The organism is Roseibium sp. Sym1, assembly GCF_027359675.1.
In the GTDB taxonomy this organism is placed as follows: Bacteria; Pseudomonadota; Alphaproteobacteria; order Rhizobiales; family Stappiaceae; genus Roseibium.
In genome coordinates, this window is the sequence record NZ_CP114786.1 from 1 (window position 1) to 16,958 (window position 16,958).

General features: G+C 59.9%; 12 protein-coding genes. 8 read left to right on the forward strand and 4 right to left on the reverse strand.

The window, feature by feature from the left end:
- From dnaA to O6760_RS00015, 3 genes are all read left to right on the forward strand, one after another.
- Positions 1 to 1,464, forward strand: coding sequence for a chromosomal replication initiator protein DnaA (gene dnaA, locus O6760_RS00005; RefSeq protein ID WP_269583444.1), 1,464 nt, complete (start codon positions 1 to 3; stop codon positions 1,462 to 1,464).
- A gap of 403 nt (positions 1,465 to 1,867) precedes the next feature.
- Positions 1,868 to 2,299: a glyoxalase superfamily protein gene (locus tag O6760_RS00010; RefSeq protein WP_269583445.1), complete on the forward strand. Its 432-nt coding sequence runs from the start codon at positions 1,868 to 1,870 to the stop codon at positions 2,297 to 2,299.
- 169 nt (positions 2,300 to 2,468) lie between these two features.
- Positions 2,469 to 4,274 carry a caspase family protein gene (locus O6760_RS00015; protein WP_269583446.1) on the forward strand — a complete coding sequence of 602 codons (1,806 nt, stop codon included), beginning with the start codon at positions 2,469 to 2,471 and terminating at the stop codon, positions 4,272 to 4,274.
- 13 nt (positions 4,275 to 4,287) lie between these two features.
- Here the strand turns inward: O6760_RS00015 and O6760_RS00020 are convergent, their stop codons facing one another.
- Both O6760_RS00020 and O6760_RS00025 read right to left on the reverse strand, forming a co-directional pair.
- Positions 4,288 to 5,166, reverse strand: coding sequence for a methyltransferase (locus tag O6760_RS00020; protein ID WP_269583447.1), 879 nt, complete (start codon positions 5,164 to 5,166; stop codon positions 4,288 to 4,290).
- Between the two features lie 144 nt (positions 5,167 to 5,310).
- On the reverse strand, positions 5,311 to 6,069 hold the full coding sequence (locus tag O6760_RS00025) for an SOS response-associated peptidase (RefSeq protein ID WP_269583448.1): 759 nt from the start codon (positions 6,067 to 6,069) through the stop codon (positions 5,311 to 5,313).
- Between the two features lie 116 nt (positions 6,070 to 6,185).
- On the opposite strand from O6760_RS00025, the gene O6760_RS00030 reads away from it, so the two are divergent.
- The 4 genes from O6760_RS00030 (at position 6,186) to O6760_RS00045 (ending at position 8,201) form a co-directional block, all read left to right on the forward strand.
- The gene (locus O6760_RS00030; RefSeq protein WP_269583449.1) at positions 6,186 to 6,698 is read left to right on the forward strand and encodes a hypothetical protein; all 513 of its coding nucleotides are present in this window, start codon (positions 6,186 to 6,188) and stop codon (positions 6,696 to 6,698) included.
- Positions 6,699 to 6,757: 59 nt separating this feature from the next.
- On the forward strand, positions 6,758 to 7,189 hold the full coding sequence (locus O6760_RS00035) for an NUDIX hydrolase (protein WP_269583450.1): 432 nt from the start codon (positions 6,758 to 6,760) through the stop codon (positions 7,187 to 7,189).
- Between the two features lie 95 nt (positions 7,190 to 7,284).
- Positions 7,285 to 7,737, forward strand: coding sequence for a TIGR02301 family protein (locus O6760_RS00040; protein WP_269583451.1), 453 nt, complete (start codon positions 7,285 to 7,287; stop codon positions 7,735 to 7,737).
- A gap of 191 nt (positions 7,738 to 7,928) precedes the next feature.
- Positions 7,929 to 8,201: a hypothetical protein gene (locus O6760_RS00045; protein WP_006933467.1), complete on the forward strand. Its 273-nt coding sequence runs from the start codon at positions 7,929 to 7,931 to the stop codon at positions 8,199 to 8,201.
- An 85-nt stretch (positions 8,202 to 8,286) separates the two neighbouring features.
- On the opposite strand, the gene O6760_RS00050 is transcribed toward O6760_RS00045, so the two are convergent.
- Entirely contained in the window at positions 8,287 to 8,925 is a 639-nt protein-coding gene (locus O6760_RS00050; protein ID WP_269583452.1) for a LysE family translocator, read from the reverse strand.
- A gap of 209 nt (positions 8,926 to 9,134) precedes the next feature.
- On the opposite strand from O6760_RS00050, the gene O6760_RS00055 reads away from it, so the two are divergent.
- Positions 9,135 to 9,788 (forward strand): hypothetical protein, encoded by a 654-nt coding sequence (locus O6760_RS00055; protein ID WP_269583453.1) that lies wholly within the window; start codon positions 9,135 to 9,137, stop codon positions 9,786 to 9,788.
- A gap of 164 nt (positions 9,789 to 9,952) precedes the next feature.
- Here the strand turns inward: O6760_RS00055 and O6760_RS00060 are convergent, their stop codons facing one another.
- Positions 9,953 to 16,321, reverse strand: coding sequence for an SIR2 family protein (locus O6760_RS00060; protein ID WP_269583454.1), 6,369 nt, complete (start codon positions 16,319 to 16,321; stop codon positions 9,953 to 9,955).
- Positions 16,322 to 16,958 lie beyond the last annotated feature (637 nt).

Below are 16,958 nucleotides of genomic sequence, written 5' to 3' on the forward strand. Positions count from 1 at the left end.
ATGCAGGTTCAGAACTTAGCCGGTTCGGATCAATGGGACCGTGTCAAAAAGGAACTGAGAAGCGAACTCGGTGACGACGTATTTTCCAACTGGTTCGGCAGAGTCAATCATGAGGAAACCACAGGCGATGCAGTCCGCCTGTCCGTTCCCACCCGTTTTCTGAAAAACTGGATCAAGAGCCATTACGAGAAACAGCTCGTTGGCCTGTGGAAACGCGAGCAGGACGATATCAACCGTATCGAACTGACCGTTCGCGGCGCGTTGCGGCCCCGTCAACTCAATGCAGGTCATGCCCCGAAGGCAATTACCGCGCGGCGGATCAGCGGCCGGCCCGGCCCGTTCAGCAGCACCCCACAATTCGGTTCCACCGCCGGTGCATCCGTCATTCCGTGTCTTGCGGACACTGGAGAGGACGCCGCGGCGGATTTTCTGAACGGCGCTGCCCTGAACCCGAAACTGACCTTCGACACCTTTGCGGAAGGCGCGTCGAACAGCCTTGCCTGCGCCGCGGTGCGCCAGATGGCCGCCGGCCACGAAGGCACGCTGGATATGCTTTATATCCATTCGGCCACCGGCATCGGCAAGACCCATCTGCTGCAGGCCGCGGCCCTGGAAGCCCGCAAGACCGGGCGCCAGGTTGCCTATCTCTCGGCAGAATTCTTCATGTACCACCTGGTCCCCGCTTTGCGCACGCCGGCCTTCCCGGTCCTGCGCCAGGCGATGCGCTCCATCGATCTTCTCCTGGTGGACGACCTGCAATTCCTTCACGGCAAGCAGGGTCAGGACGAGTTCGCCAAATCCCTCGAGATGCTGATGGAAGCTCCGTCGCAGATCATCATGGCCGCCGACCGGTCTCCGGAAGAGCTCGACACGCTCGGCACCGGGCTGCGCCAGCGTATCCAGAAAGGCGAGGTCGTCGGCATCCAGGCCACGGACTACGCGCTTCGGCACGACATTCTCAAGAAGCGCGTTTCGGCCGCCCGCCGCACCCATCCGGGATTTTCCGTGCCGGAGGAAGTTGCGGACTATATCGCCCGCTATGTCATTTCCTCGGCACGCGATCTGGAAGGCGCCCTCAACCGGCTGTTCGCCCACAACCAGTTGACCAAACAGCCCGTCACGATGGACCTGGCCGAGAAAACGCTTCACGACCTGGTGCGCATCGGTGAACCGCGCTCGATCAAGGTCGAGGAAATCCAGCAGGTTGTCTGCAAGCATTTCAGCGTGACCAAGGCCGACCTTCTGTCGTCCTGCCGGGCCCGGACCCTGGTCCGCCCGCGGCAGATCGCGATGTATATCGCCAAGGTGATGACCGGACGGTCCCTGCCTGAAATCGGCAGACGCTTCGGCAACCGCGACCACACCACGGTGCTGCACGCGGTCCGCAAGATCGATGACATGGTCAGCAAGGACAAGAGCCTTGCCCAGGAAGTTGAACTTCTCAAACGGCTGGTCCACGCCTGACCATTTCCCCGGGGACACCCCTCCCCCCGGCAACCTGCGGCAACGGGTACGCCCGCTGCCGCGATTGCTCTCCCCCATATGGAGCAATCACCACCGCGCTCGACAAGACGCGGCTTGCATCAGGCGGTGGCAGCCGCCGGGTGTTTCATCTTAACCTCCCTCTCCTTGAAGCCGCCTCGCGCGGCTTTCTTTTTGCCGCGTTGACAGAAACGCGTGCCGGGCGTAAGCCTGTCCGCGGTTCGAGGGAGCCGGCCGCCCGCGGGCAATGCCCATGGTGAATTCCTTCCCGCGGGACATCCCGCGGACCTGATCGACCTTCACGAGACAGTGCAGGCATGATGGTAATGCGGGCCCCATGACGGGCATCCACCCGACCGCCTGCCTTTCTTGGAAAGGTAAAACCATGACGCTTCCCAGCGTTGCCCAGCTCAAGTCCCAGGCCAAGCGGCTCAAGGCCGCGCTTGCCGCGAAAGGACAGGAGCTCAGCCACAGTCAGGCCCTTGAACTCCTGTCGGCCCAATACGGCTTCAAGGACTGGAACACCGCCTGCGCGACCGCGTCCCGGCCGAACCAGATGGTCTTCGCCGTCGGCGACCGGGTCTCCGGCACCTACATGAAACAGTCCTTCAAGGGTGAAATCCTCGCCCTGGCAAGGATCGGCGCGTCCGGACAGTACCGAGTCACACTGCAATTCGACAACGCGGTGGACGTGGTCACGTTCGACAGCTTCTCCGCCTACCGAAGCCGGGTGACCTGCCTCATCCACGCGGACGGGGTCGCGGTCAAACGAACGTCCGACAAAGAACCCTACCTGCGTATGCAGCGGATCGACTGATCGCCCCTTTCGGCGATCCGTTTCAGGCCTTGCCTTCGCTCGACCCAACGCCGCCCGGGCCCCGCGCCGGGCGGCTGCTTGACAGACATGCGCCTCTTCCCCTGTTTCATCTGGCGCGTGCCGTGGCATACTTCGTCGAACGGCCGCGTCCGCTGGAAAGGTCAAGGGAATGAGCGAACAAATTACAAAAGCAGAAAACGGCACTGTACGCGCCGTAGTGCTGGTCCTTGTGCTGTGTTTCCTTGCGCTTTCGGCTGTGAGCCAGGCCGTCGCAGCGGTGAAACCCGGCGGAAACAGCGGCTGGCTGGTCGTGGCGAGCCGTGCGGACGCGAACACGGCGATCTCGGTCGCACGCGGTTTCGCCGGCCGGTTCCCGCAGACCACGGTGTTTCAGTCAAACAACGGCTGGTACGCCGTCACGCTCGGCTGGATGCGCCAGCCGGGCGGCAATGCCTACAAGAACAGACTGGTTGCCAGCGGTGCCATCCCAGGCGACAGCTACATCCATGACGGCCAGCGTTTTCAATATGCCGTCTGGTCGGCGACAGGGGTTACCGGCGGGGCGTCGCAATCGCTCTTCTCCGCGACCGCGATCCGCGGAGACACCGGCGGACAGGCCGGCGGCTCCAGACCGGCCGCCCAGGCCTATGTGACAGGTCTCAATCCCGGTGGAGACAACTATCTGTCGCTGCGCACCGGCCCGGGCTCGCGTTACCAGGAAATCGCCCGCATGGGGCCGAATACACCGCTGACCGTTCTGGGACGGCAGGGCTCCTGGATGAACGTGGCGATGCGGGGCGGCCGCACGGGCTGGGCCTACAGCAGATACATTGCCTCCGTTCCGTCCACGGGCACGCCGCCAACGGTCGCACCTCCCACCACTCCCGCACCGAGCGTCAGCAGCCGGGCGATCTCGCCCCCGAGAGCGGGTGTGGTTGGCGACCTGAGCGCCAGCGGCGACACCTTTCTTGCGCTTCGCTCAGGCGCGGGCACGGCGAACACGGAAATCGCGCGTCTCCTGGAAGGCACAGAGGTGACGATGCTGGCGCAACAGGGTGCCTGGATCGAGGTGGAACTGGGCAACGGCATGCGCGGCTGGGCCTACGGCCGCTATCTTCAGGCCGCCACCTCAAGGACAAACGGCGAGCGACCTTCCGCCGGCGACGTCCCGATCATCGGACCTTCCGCGTCGGCCGACGGGCCGAACGAGACGCAATCCGCCGAACCGCCTTCGGAAAGCGCACCCGATCTGCCGGATCTTTCAACCCTGCCGGAAGGCAAACGGGTTGCCCTTGTCATGGGCAATTCGGCTTATCGGCATGCGCCACTGCTGCCCAACCCGAAAAACGACGCTTCCCGCCTGACGGCAACCCTGAAACGGCTTGGCTTCGAGGTCATCAACGGACTTGACCAGGACAAGGTGGCCATGGAAGCCACGGTCCGCTCTTTTGTGCGGGCTAGCCGGGATGCCGACGTGGTCCTGTTCTTCTACGCCGGTCATGCCATGCAGATGGGTGGCAAGAACTATCTGATCCCGGTCGACGCCAAGCTCGAGGACGCCACGGCCGTCGACTTCGAAACCATCGAACTCGGCACCATCCTCAGCTACATGAACGCGCCCGGCCGCCTGTCGATTGCGCTTCTGGATGCCTGCCGGGACAATCCCCTTGCCCGCCGGTTCCGCGGCCTGGGCACCAGCCGGAGCGGATTTGTCGGGAGGGGCCTTGCGGCCCCGGAGGCCGGTGGCGGCAACGTCCTGATCGGTTTCGCGACGGCGCCCGGCGAGGTCGCGCTGGATGGTGACGGCGACAACAGCCCGTTCACGACCGCGCTCCTGAAACACATCGAGACACCCGGACTGGAAATCGAGATCATGATGAAACGCGTCAAGGCGGATGTCTACGCCGCCACCGGGGGCTCCCAGTCGCCCTGGCACAACTCCGCCCTCAGGCGCGAGTTCTATTTCGTCAACTGATCCGGAGACACGGTCAGCGCAATTGCGCCATCACCAGGTGACCCGGGACCGGGTCGCCGGCTTCCAGGCGCACCGTGATGGGATCCATGGCCAGAATATCGAAACCGGCGGCATCGAGTGCCGAGCGGATATAGCCCTCGCCTTGCGCAAAACGATTGTTCGGTCCAACCATGTAGGAGCGCCCGCCCAGTGTCTCCTCGGGCAGGGTCTCGGTTGAAAAGGCGAGATAGCCTCTCGGATTGAGCCGCTCCACCGCGCCCGCCAGCAGCGGTTCGACGGCACCGAGATACGGAAAGACATCCGTCGCCGCGACAAGATCCCAACAGGGCCGCGTGCCATCGTCTTCCTCGAATTCCGTCAGGAATTCGACCGCTTCACCGAGATAAAGATCGTCATAAACCTCCCGGTCATAGGCATGCTCCACGATCCGTTCCGACAGGTCGACACCCGTGCGATGCACCGTGCAGTCGGCGAGCGCCATGCCGGTCAGGCCTGTGCCGCAGCCCAGGTCCAGAAACCGGCTGAACGGACCGATCTCCAGGTGCCGGATCATGTCGCGCAGCAACAGCGGCACGCAATAGCCGAGCTCGTCGACAAGGATATCGTCAAACACATCGGCATGCTGGTCGAACAGGGTCGCGACATAGGCATCGGGCATTTTCTCCGGGGCTTGCTCCGCCCCGATCGCTGCAAGTCGGATGCTGGCTCCCCCCGTATCGTCCGGGTCGAGCGCAAGCACCTCGCGAAAAGCCACCTCGGCGCCCTTCAGGTCACCGGCTTTCTGCAGCTCCAGACCCCGGTTATAGGCCTCGGCCAGGGCATCGTCTTCCGTCTCGTCCTCGTGCCCGTGCTCCCGTTCGTGCTTTGGGGGATGCTTGTCGTCTTCGATCATGGTCGTGTCCCGGCGGTTATGCCCCTGCCCTACAGTGGCAAACGATGATTTGCACGCCAAATCTGATCCGGCACGGCATTCGCCATGGTGACAATTCAGGGTTTTCTGGGATTGGCAGCGCCGCCTGACAACTGTCACGGCAGCCTAGAACAGATCGAGCTGGTTGTCCTTTGCCGCCGTTTCCCGGGTCTTGCCGGCGTCACCGACCTTCTTGAGCGGCACCGCCATCTCGTCCTCGGAGATTTCCCGCTGCACGTCCGGATCGTCATTGGCAACCTTGTTGACACGGGTCGAGACCGGAGAGGCCACAAGGAAGTCGTCTTCTACGGGGACCAGCAGCTTTTCCGCCTCCCGCCGGTCGACATTGGCGACATCCAGCCAGGTCCCGAAATTTTCCGGCTTCAGGATCACCGGCATGCGATGATGGATCGCGGACATCATCCTGTTCGATTCAATCGTCAGGATCGCACCGGTGTCCATGTCACCGCCATCCGGGTCCGACCAGGTCTCCCACAAGCCGGCCAATCCCATGAGGTCGCCCTCCCGTGGCCGGATCCAGAACGGCTGCTTGCCCTCGGGTGTACGCCGCCACTCGTAGAATCCGGAGGCAGGCACGAGACAGCGATGGTGGCGCATGGCCGTGCGAAAGGACGGTTTCTGGGAGGCGGTCTCCGCACGGGCATTGATCAGAAGCGTGAAGCTCGACGGATCCTTCACCCAGGCGGGGATCAGCCCCCAGCGCACCAGGTGAAACCGGCGTGTACCGTCGAGCGTCTGGCGAACGATCGCGAGCGGCTGTGTCGGCGCGATGTTGTAGCGCGGCGGAAAATTCGGCTGGTCGACATAGTCGAAAAAGCTGCGCACGGCGTCGGGCGGTGTCGTGAGGGCAAGGCGGCCGCACATGGCGTGTCACTCCCTTTCGGATCGGCCCAATTTCGTACATCGGATTCCGCGAAGTTAGGCAATTGGAAACAAAAAAGAAGTAGCTTAGGAGACGAGTCAATAACAGGGGGACAGGTATGGAATGTTTGCATCCAGTATTGGGCGCCGGAGAACTGGCAGCCGATCGGCTGGAGGAGGCAAACATCAACCCCCAGACCGGGCTTGCCACCGATTACCTCAATCATTTCAATGAAGTCATGATGCTTCTCGAAATGCTGCCAGACATGCCGGATTGTGCCGAAGATGTCCTGGAGTGGGCTCCTCTGGACTATGAGGGCCATTTCGAGAATTCGAGCTTCAAGGACAAGAACCTCGCCATCCAGGCCTATCACGCGGCACCGAATTTCCTGCGGGAGCATCTGGAAGCGCAGGTTTCCGGCATCAACGCACTTGTCGGGGAAATCCAGGATCAGTTGCGACAGGCGGCCAACCCGGCCGAGGTCGCCGCGGTCATTGCCGACAAGGCAACCCACGAAATCAAGCCGCTGATCGCCATTGCCGGTGCCGTCATTCACGGTCACGTCGAACCGGAAGCAACCCAGCACGAGGGCGAAGGCGCTCAGGCGGAAATCGACGCGCTTTTCGCCTGAAACCTTCCGGCATAATATCGATCCATCGCACAGCCCCCATTCCAGCTGCCGAGGCCTGAATGTCCAGGTTCTACCCAGATTTGCCGCGCGCCGGCGTCAGCGTGCTTTGTCACCGGGACGGGCATGCCCTTTTGATCAAGCGCGGCAAGCCGCCCTACAAGGACCATTGGAGCCTGCCGGGCGGGCTGATCGAACTCGGCGAAACGCTGCGGGAGGCCGCCATGCGCGAACTCCTTGAAGAAACCGGCGTGACGGCCGCGCTCGATCTGCCCGTTGAAACCTTCGATTCCATCCAGCGCGACGACGACGGCACGGTGGCGACCCACTTCATCCTGACGGTCTTCTGCGGCGCCTATGTGTCCGGCACGCCGCTTGCCGCAGACGACGCGGCAGCCCTGGACTGGGTCCGGCCGGAAGACCTGGCCGATCGGCAGACAACGCCGGGAACACCGGAGCGGATCCTGCGGCTGCTGGGAACCGCCCGCGCCTGATCCCCGCGCCGGCCGGAAGGCCTCCTGGTTCCGGCATCGAGCCCGGGCATGTCTTGCTTGCCGGCCGAACGCTCAATTCTTGGGATCACCTTGCCATGGCGCTTGCAGAGGAAGCAGCGGATCAGCATGATCGGCCCATGAGCAAACGCCGTCTGCAATCCGCCGCACTCCGGGCCGTTACCGTCCTGGCACTTGTTTCGATCTGGCCGGCGCAGGTTGTATCCGCGCAGCAGGTTTCATCGGACGAACCGCCTTACGAGCAGCAGTTGATGCGCCTCTCGGAGATCTTTGGCGCGCTGCATTTCCTCAGGCCGCTGTGCAAGGAGACGGACAGCCCGAGCTGGCGTGACCAGATGGAAGACTTTCTGGATGCCGAAACGCTCGACGAGAATCGCCGCCGGCGGTTCATCGAGCGATTTAACCAGGGTTATCGTGGATTCTCAGTTGCTTACAGAGAGTGCACGGATGCGGCGCGTCTCGCAATGGGACAGTATCTGAGCGAAGGCGAGACCATCATCACCGACGTCACCAGCCGCTACGGCCGATGATTTCTGCAGAATTGTTCAATTCGTTACGAGTTGGTTAACCTTTTGCATCAAATTTGTGGGTGGCCGTTAAGTTTGCGTTCACGGTTGCTTTTCAGCGCGGTCCGCCGTGCTAGGATCATGGAACAAGATTCGGGGCAGGAACACGCGAAGGTTGTCTCCTTTGCGTACGGGAAGAACCGGTAAGGAAGCGAATGATCAACGACGACTATGCTGACGCGGCAATGGAAGCGGAATTTGCCGAGGACGAGGACATCAGGCGCGCCGCTCTCGGGTTCATTTCCGATGCCTGGGCCGAAGCGATTGCCAACGGCGTCGATGCCGATGCCGTGGCCCATGCCGCGATGTTCACCGCCCTGGCAGACCTTGTCGCCGCCTATGGTGAAGATGCCGTCGCCAAGCTGGCAGAAGGCCTTCCGGACCGTATCCTGCAGGGCGACTACACGGTGAACCGCGTTCTGCAGTGACGCGTGGCGGAACCCGGTGGAACACTTGTGAAAGGCCGGTTTTCCGGCCTTTTTTGATTCAACGTCCTGCGAATGCGGCCGCCGGTCAGAGGAGCAGTTCCAGCGCCAGTTTCAGATAGATCAGCACCCCGAATGCGGTCAGCAGAAACCCGGCAATGTGGTTTGCCCGGTCCAGCCAACGGTCATCGATCCGCGCCCTGAAGTGCGACACCGCCGCGGAAACGATCACCCACCAGCTGGTCGCACCGCCGGCAACCCCCGCCACCATGACCAAAGCCCCGAGATGATCGCCATGCGCCGGCCTGAACTCGCCCAGACCGCCGAAAATGGCAATGAAGGCCAGCACCGCGCCCGGATTGGTGATGGCCATGAAAAAGGCGGCCGTGGCATCACCGATGAAGCCGTGGTCCCGGCCGTTGCCGTCCGATGTCAGGTGGGGATGGGTGTTCCAGATCTTGATGCCGAAGACGATCAGCAGGGCGCCGCCGACGATCTCGATCAGGTCGAACTGGCCTTCGACAAACGTTGTCACCGCTGACACGCCGAAAATCGCGACGGCTGCGTAGATCGTGTCGGCGACGACAGCCCCGAGGCCCACATAGACACCCTGGCGGAAGCCGCCGCGCACCGCATGCTGTATGGCCATGATGTTCACCGGGCCGACAGGCGCCGTGGTGAGAATGCCCACGACATATCCGATCAGCACATATTCAAGAAATGTCACAACGGGTCCTTCTCGCCGGCCCTGTCAAAACCGCCATTTCAACAGGCGCCGGGCCACTGAAATCCTTGAAGTGGGCATCCGCCATTCGATAGCGGCCCGGAGGTTTCCTGACAAGAACGAGAAATTCTCCCGGCGGCTGTTTTCACCTTCCCATGAATTGTTTAAGGAAAGACCCAGCGCGAGGGGGCGCAAGTCTGGAGAATGTCTTGATGGGACGGATAGGTGCTGCCGCAATCGCGATTGCGTGTCTCCTGCCAGCGGCGGGGACGGCCAAGACGGTTGAAATCGAAACCATCCCGGTCACGCCTGTGCAGGAAAGCCCCGTTCTTCCGGACGAGGAGACGGTTCTTCCCGTGACGGATGCTGCGGAAACACCTCCGGCGCTGCAGACGCAGGACCGGCCACAGGTGCTTTACAACACCGCGGTGCTGCCGAAACCGGTCGCGCGCATGCATGCCCAGCTTAAGGAAGCTGCCCTCAACGGTGACCTGAAGCGGCTGCGCATGGTGCTGGAAAGCAACGAGATGCCGCCCACCCTGTCCTTCGGCGAGGTTGGCGACCCGATCGACTTCATCCGCCAAAGCTCCGGCGACGGCGAAGGCTACGAGATCCTCGCGATCCTTGCCGACATCCTGGATGCGGGCTTCGTGCATGTGGATGCCGGCACGCCCCAGGAAATGTATGTCTGGCCCTATTTCGCCCGCTATCCGATGGACGGCCTGACCCCGGACCAGAAGGTCGAGCTCTACCGCATCGTCACCGCCGGCGACTTTGCCGAGATGCAGGCCTTCGGCGCCTGGAATTTCTACCGCCTCGGCATCGGCCCGGACGGCACGCTGCATTATTTCGTGGCGGGGGACTGAGGCGGAGAAAACTGCCGGGACCACCGGAAGCGCGCTCTTCCCAGCCGGAGCTGACGGGTCCGAAGGACCACTTCGTCCCCTGTCCGCATCTTTAGCCTTCATCGCGGGGCCAGCGCGCGCATCATGTCCCATGACCTTAGCCACTCCCGCTCTGGCAGACCGTCTCAATCCTCCACGCTTTGACGTTCCGCCTCGTCCTGCACATCGCGGATGCGCACGACCTCAACGCTGTGACCGTTGCGCTTTGCCATGGTCAGCGCCGACATCAGGAGGCGCTTCGCGGACGCAACCCTGCGGCGGGCAAGCAGGACGTGCGCATAATCCGTCATGATGGTGTTGAGCCTCAGGGTCATGTCGTTCCGCCGCGCAATCGCCATAGCCTTCGTCATCAAGCGCCCTGAACTGGAAAAATCGCCCGCCGCCAAAAGCATCATGCCCTGGGCATGCAGCGTGTCCACCTTGAGCGAGTACAGCCCCATCATGTCCGCATAGTGCTGAGCCTCGCGCAGCTTGACCCGGTCGGAGAGCATCTGCTTCCAAGGTTCATCTTCATATGTCTGGGACACCCAGACTTCGCTGACCAGAATTCGGTGGCGAACGTCTTCATGCCCGCCTTTTTCGGCATAGTCACGCGCGCGCAACAAGTGCTTCCTGGCTTCCTTGGCATCGTCATGCGCGACGATCAGGGCGAGGTGCTCGATCATGATTGCCAGCGCGCGGTCTTCATTGTCCTTTTCGAGAAAACCAACAACCTCCTTGAGGGTTTGTCTGGCTTCCTTCCGGCGGCCCTGAAGTTGCTCGAGAACCGCCAGATAACCTTTGGCCAGCCACCCGACGCGTTTGAAGGGTTCGGGTTCGCTGTCCAGAATGGTGCGCAAGCGTTTCTCGGCGCTTTTCAGACGCCCCCGTTCTATCTGAATGATGGCAAGATTGAGCGAAAGCATGTTGTGCATGCGTCCGCTATCCGCCAGCCCCTCGATCTGCCGATTGAGAAAGATCGCCTGGCGTTGATGGCCAATTGCCTCGATCAACGCGCCCTGGACCAGGCATGTCACCGCGACCTCATTATAGAGCCAGACAATCTCGTCGAGATAGAGCGCGTTGACGCGGTATTTGTCCGGCCCGGTGCCGTAGGTCTCGGCCTCGATGTCGTTGTCGTTGTCGCTACGCGGCTCGTGTACCTCCCATGCCTTGCGCAGGATCCACCGCAATCGAACACGATATGTCTCGAAGTATCCGCGCTTGCGAATGAAATCGATGCCGGTCGATTCATCGTCAAACCGGGATACGGCGGCGATGGAAAAGCAGGTCCGCGCTAGCGACAGGCCGGCACGCAGCGCCTGAACCCGAGTCACGACGTCGTCGTCGTTGAAGATCGGCATGGCCCGGGCGGCGTCCTCGTGCCGGATATCCGGGTACTGGCTCAGACCCAGCAACAGACGCCTGAGAAACAGGTAGCCTTCCGCGGACAACCGCACAACGCGTGAAGGCATAGACGCAAAGAGTGTTGGTGAAAAACTGTTCGCTGATATCGGCGGCGCGGTCAAATGACCCAATCGCTCGAAGCAATAGCCCTGGATCTGCCGATGCAGGGCGTAGCGGCATTCGCGTTCAGCAGGCCACTCGTCGAAGGATTTCCGGAGTTTTTCCCGAACCTCGTCAGGCATTTCGGGAACAGGAAGGGCTTCCACTTCCTCGAGCCAATCGCAGACCTCATCAGGCGTGTTGGCCTTGTTCACAAAGTCATTTATTACCAACCAAGCGCGAACCTCGGACGGCATGGGCGCTTGAGAGCGTGCCGACACCCTTCCATACCAGTCACTCGGGAAATTGAGCATTTCGGGTTGAGGGATTTCCTCTTTCAGCTTGCTGAGCCAGTCGTAAATCGCTGGTGGTACGCCGATCTCAGGCAACCTTGATTCACGATCAAGCCACAACAGTTTGGGATGCGGGCTCAGGCGAAAGATCAGGCCACGTTCACTGAGGGCTGCCAGGGCGCGGGCGACCATCCGCCGGCGGCTCAACCGTCCGTCGAATTGCACCTTGTTGAAATAGTCGCGGATATCGGGAAGCCGAACCAGCACATTCGGGCTGACCGGACACCCCAGAACGCTGACATTCCGCAACAAGAGCATGTGCAGTTCGCGATCATTGTCCGGATCACCAATGATCGATGTCCGGCGGTAAACCGACATCACGGCCTGAAGGACGACATTCTCGCGTTGGCTGACACTCGTATTGCGCAGATCGGTGACCACGTTCTTGAGCAGCCGATCGGCGGCGGTACCGCCGTCTACAAATTTCTGGCTCAAAAAAATTAGGTGTTCCGCGGCCGCCAGCAGGATCGTCAGACAGAATCTGTTTCCGGCGAGCAATTGCTTGAGATCCGTCCAGTCGCGGTCGTCCTCGGAGTCGCCCTCGGGCTTTGCTATTTCTGAGAGTTCGCCCTGAAAGTTATGATAGTTTTCCGTGTCAATCGTCTCTGAGATAGACATTGCCCAGAGATCACCCGCCTTCGCTCGAAAAGCCTCGGCAACGGCGACATGGAATTCCTGACGGGACTTCAGATAGGCCTCACTGACGTCGGGAGGCATATCACCTTTCCAAAGCCTGTCTCTCGTCTTCCAGAGCGTTTCATAGGCGTGCCGTATTGTGTCGTTAAGGTCATCGGACAAGACCTGATTGCGCTGCGAGCGCGACTTGCGGGACACCAGGAGGGCCAGGGCCAAGATCGGAAAATTGTCGACCAGAAACTGGAGCGGATCGATGTCCCGGGCAAAGTGAACATGGTTGACTGCATTCAACAAATTCGACGGGCGGTTCTCGCAATATTGTATTTTCCGGTCGCTTGCCTTCTTCCAGGCAAGAGCCCGTTCGTCCTCGGCGAGTCTGTCCGGAACGCAGCTTATGCGCTCCAAACGCTCATCATCCTTCCAAAAGGCCCCCATCTGGTCGAGCGCGCCAATGGCGATGAGATCGAACGGCATAACCGCCGCTTCCTTTGAGGAGAAGAACTCCAGATAGTCCAGGATTTCGAGGTTTTTTGGCCGCTTAAGATCGTCGAAGAGCAGTTCCACCGCGTTGATGCAGAAGAGAAGGCGCGGGCGGACCTCCAGCCCGAATTTGTTGCGCTGCGCGAATTTGTCCGCCGCAAGCTTGTATCGCCTCATCAGGTTGCGGAATTTTTCCGTTCGCTGAAGCTTGTCAATCCGAGGCTCGATTTTTTTACGTATATGTTCCGTGACCGCGTCTTGAAAATCGGGGCATTTCGGTGACACTTCCAACCGGCCGTTCAAGAAGTCTTCGAACTGCCGGGCCGGGTTGCTGGACACCGTGAAGCGGTATTTGTCGCAGATGGCGATTTCCAGGTGGGCGACCGCAATCTTCAACTCCCGTACCAGCATGTCAAAGACCGACGCAATTTCGGTTGCGAAGCTGAGATTGATGTAAATGCAGGACGTGAAACAGGGCGGTTTCGACTTCGCTTGTCCCTTGCCCCAAAAGGACGGGTTATGCGCTGCCTGGATATAACTTGAGAGACCCAGCAAGGTGCTGAGAGTGGAAAAGAAAATGCCTTTTCCCTGGCCTCTTTCCGCCGCCACCGTATGAACCAGCCGCCCGCGTGCAACCGCGGGCGAACGGCTGAATACGGCGATGTCGTAAATGAACTTGTCGAACACACGTACGCCGGTCAGAAACTTTTTGGAAAACGCGGCCTGCTCATCGTGAGCTATATCAGGCTCGGGCGCCGTCAGCCCGCCGCACTTTCGCAAGTCCGTTATGACGCTTTCAACCCGGTGGCGGACCACGCGCCGCGGCAGCACGAACGCCGCGCGCTGTTCTTCTTCAGCCACGAGCGGATCTGCCGGGATCTGGCGTTTGTCAAATTTGGGCAATGCCGCAGGTGCGGGCAGCTTTTCGAATCGCGGCTCTCGTTCGGGCGGTCTGGCCTGCCAATCCTGCCACCACGCGTGCCATTCCTGCTCAAGGCCATCAAGCGCCGCGTTGAGGTTTGCAGTCAGCAAGGCACCCTTGACACCGTTGAGAGCCGTTTTGAGCGCATTGAGGCTACGCCGCATGCGCTCCAGATCTCCATCCCGAATTTTTTCGCCAAGGGCCAATCGCATCAGGTGGGTCAGAAGCTCAACATAAAATCCTGTGTACTTTTCACCGTCGATGTCAATGCGGCGGTGGGCACTGCTTTGCTCGATATTCTGGTGCCGGTAGCTCGTGTAGGAACAACTCCTGAGCGTGAGTTCATTAAGTTCGATTTTCCCCAAATTCTCGTCGCGAAAATCCTCCTGCGTCCTCCCGAGAAGGATAGGCAGGGCATAGGTATCTTTTTCCTTCTGCTCATGTAACAGGAGGTCATTGCCCAGCTTGCCGACCTTCTCCCGCAGGGTCTTCAGGTCGATGATGGCCTTTGCCCGATCCGCAATCTCACTTTCGTTCAGCTCTCCCACGTCCTTTTTGAAAAGTTCCAGGCGTTCGTCTGCCGCCTCCGAAAGCGTGCTGATCAGCAAACTCATGCGATGCAACCAATCGATGGATTGCGGCGTTGAACGTTTTTCGCCGCCTTCGGCAGGCACGTCGATTTCGCCGCCGCCGTAAAAGATCGTGTGAGCGCCGTAACGCAGGTAGAGCCCGGCCGCCATTTTGGCCCGGGATTCGAAATCCTTGCTTCCGGGCAGAAGCACGATCGAGCGGTAGCCGACCGACCGATCCTGATCCGACATGAACTGCCGGAGCGGGCGTAAAACATCCGATTCCTCCATGCCGAGGCCGAGAAACAGGATCGGCGTAGCCGCGAAAGCCATCAGAATGCTCTCGTCGACGACTGCCCTGTCCGGATCGTTGCGTAAATAGAGATCCATATAGTCGCGTTCGGTCGCGACGATGTCGTCGGTTTCCGTCGCCCGGCCGTGAAGATGGAACACCGACACGTCCGCACCTGTGCCACCGGCCGAAAACGCGACAAGGTCCGTTGCGGTGCTGCTCTTGAACGTCATGTCGTGCATGACGCCGCCCAGACCGTCGGTCCGGAAACTCTTCGGATCCGACGCCGGATCATCGACGTTGTCGACCGACGCCTTGTGGGGATCAAACCGCCGGTAGCCCTTGTCCTGAAACAGGCGCTCAATCTCGAAATCGTAATTGGTTGTCAGATACCGGCTGATCCGGAGCCGTTCACTGACCTTTTCAAGCGGATCAAACCGCCGGGCCATAATCGACCGCCGGGATGTGAAATCAGAGGAACCCGGCGGGTGCAGGTCTTGTTCTTCGTCAAATGAGTCGAATGGCCGCTCCAGCAGCTTGTAGATGACCGGAACCAGAAACCGCGACGTCGGGGTGAGGAACACTCGCCTGGTTTCCAGCGGCGCCGAACTGTCCTTTTCTTCGTCAAGGTTCGTTTCAACCGTTTTCAGCAATTTCTTCCAGTTTTCCGGAACGCGGCTTTCGGTACGGTGTATAAGATTTAGCAGCCGTTCAATCTTGAAAGGTGTCAACACCTTGTAACGGTTCTTGTTTTCACGAATTCCGTCAATGTCACGCTTGAGGTTGTTTTCATTGGTGTAAGAAACAGTTTTCCGAAGCTTTTCGGTTCTCACGTCTGTTTGTTTGGCGACGCTGTGCCGACCCGATCCCTGGTCGCACTCAAACCCGGACAGAAGCAGGCTCTCCGCGTGAGCGCACTCGTCCACCAACAGGTTTTTGGCGAGTTGATCGAAATCGTAGCCCGCCTCCGGACGGCTCGCCTTGCTGCTGTATGCGGCAAGCGCATTGCGGAATTCAATGAAGGTTTTTTTTAACTTCGCATCTATCTTTTTTTGTGCAATGGCAAAATCAAAGCACTGTGCCAGTTCAGCCAGAGGCGCTCCTTCAGACGCGCAAACTCTGGTGCCGAAAAACAGCTTTGGCTTCCTGTGCCTTGTTTTTTTTGAGTTCCCCAAAAAATCGTCTTCACCTTCAAAAAGGTGCCTGTGGCGCACCAGGAGATCATGCAGTTTCTTGCCGATCTCGAACAGGATGGGGAGATCTTCGCCACCAGGGAAGTTCCCGTTCTTGCTGTTGGCGGCGTCAAATGTGCGTTTAAGGTTTTCTATATCCCACCGCGCGCGCGTGATGATCTGGCGGCGGTGCCGCAGCCATCTTTGAGACAGGCGAACGGCCGTTTTCGTGTTTTCGCAATCCGTCAGTTCGGTATCAATCTCGGTAAGTTCATCGATATGTTTTATCGAGAAATTGGCGACCTCAAGGAAAGACTTCGACAGATCCCGGACATATTCGAGTTGCGCATCCTTCCAGGTGTTCCAGTCCATCCGGCCATAAGCCGCTGAGATGCCCGAGCCGATAAATGCCGTCAGCGAACGTGAATTCAGCGCCTGGAACAGGAGCTGCTTGGCGCGGCCCTCTATCAGCGTGCTGTCGAGCGTATCGTCTATCTGATGGATGGTGTACGGCCAGTAGCGTAGTTCCTCGGTAATATTCTTCAAGTTGTCCTTATGGCGATTGGTTGGGTCGCTGCTCATCATAAATATTCAATCCATGAACGGCCCTCGCGCAGATCTCGGAGCCGTCTAAAAAATCAGCCTGAAACACGCTTGGCAGCTGCCCCCTGCGAAGCCGGATTAATTCTTTGAGTGAAGCCTATAATGCCCGACGGTACAAGCCATGGTGGGCTTTGAGGCGTTTTCACACCAGAGAAGCGAACCGCCGACGCTGCCAGCCCGACAACCTACGGCCCGCCTCAAGACACCTGCTTACAGCGACTGTTCTTCGTCCCCTTTGACTGCTGACAGGCACCAGATTTCGAAATCGCCGAAGATTCGAAATCACTGTTTCATTGAGCGGGCTAAGGCATTCCACCACGAAAGTTCCATCATCAGCCAACCGCATGGGAAGAAACGTTACCTTCGAAAATACTTTTCGCAGTAGACGGGTCGAACACCGTCAACCTTGCGCAGGCCTTCGGCGCCTGGAAATTCTACCGCCTCGGCATCGGCCCGGACGGCACGCTGCATTATTTCGTGGCGGGGGACTGAGGCGGGCTGCCGCGCGGCAGGATGGGATGTCAACCGGCTTGCGGCCTGTCCAATTGCGAATGAAACCTGACCGGCCGCATACCGACTATTGCAGCGTCCGGGAAAATCATGATTATTGAAGTGTGCC

What these genes read in the sequence shown, in the direction of transcription:
- dnaA (WP_269583444.1), top strand. Translation starts at nt 1, where the DNA reads ATGCAGGTTCAGAACTTAGCCGGTTCGGATCAATGGGACCGTGTCAAA.
- O6760_RS00010 (WP_269583445.1), top strand. Translation starts at nt 1,868, where the DNA reads ATGACGCTTCCCAGCGTTGCCCAGCTCAAGTCCCAGGCCAAGCGGCTC.
- O6760_RS00015 (WP_269583446.1), top strand. Translation starts at nt 2,469, where the DNA reads ATGAGCGAACAAATTACAAAAGCAGAAAACGGCACTGTACGCGCCGTA.
- O6760_RS00020 (WP_269583447.1), bottom strand. Translation starts at nt 5,166, where the DNA reads ATGATCGAAGACGACAAGCATCCCCCAAAGCACGAACGGGAGCACGGG.
- O6760_RS00025 (WP_269583448.1), bottom strand. Translation starts at nt 6,069, where the DNA reads ATGTGCGGCCGCCTTGCCCTCACGACACCGCCCGACGCCGTGCGCAGC.
- O6760_RS00030 (WP_269583449.1), top strand. Translation starts at nt 6,186, where the DNA reads ATGGAATGTTTGCATCCAGTATTGGGCGCCGGAGAACTGGCAGCCGAT.
- O6760_RS00035 (WP_269583450.1), top strand. Translation starts at nt 6,758, where the DNA reads ATGTCCAGGTTCTACCCAGATTTGCCGCGCGCCGGCGTCAGCGTGCTT.
- O6760_RS00040 (WP_269583451.1), top strand. Translation starts at nt 7,285, where the DNA reads ATGGCGCTTGCAGAGGAAGCAGCGGATCAGCATGATCGGCCCATGAGC.
- O6760_RS00045 (WP_006933467.1), top strand. Translation starts at nt 7,929, where the DNA reads ATGATCAACGACGACTATGCTGACGCGGCAATGGAAGCGGAATTTGCC.
- O6760_RS00055 (WP_269583453.1), top strand. Translation starts at nt 9,135, where the DNA reads ATGGGACGGATAGGTGCTGCCGCAATCGCGATTGCGTGTCTCCTGCCA.
- O6760_RS00060 (WP_269583454.1), bottom strand. Translation starts at nt 16,321, where the DNA reads ATGATGAGCAGCGACCCAACCAATCGCCATAAGGACAACTTGAAGAAT.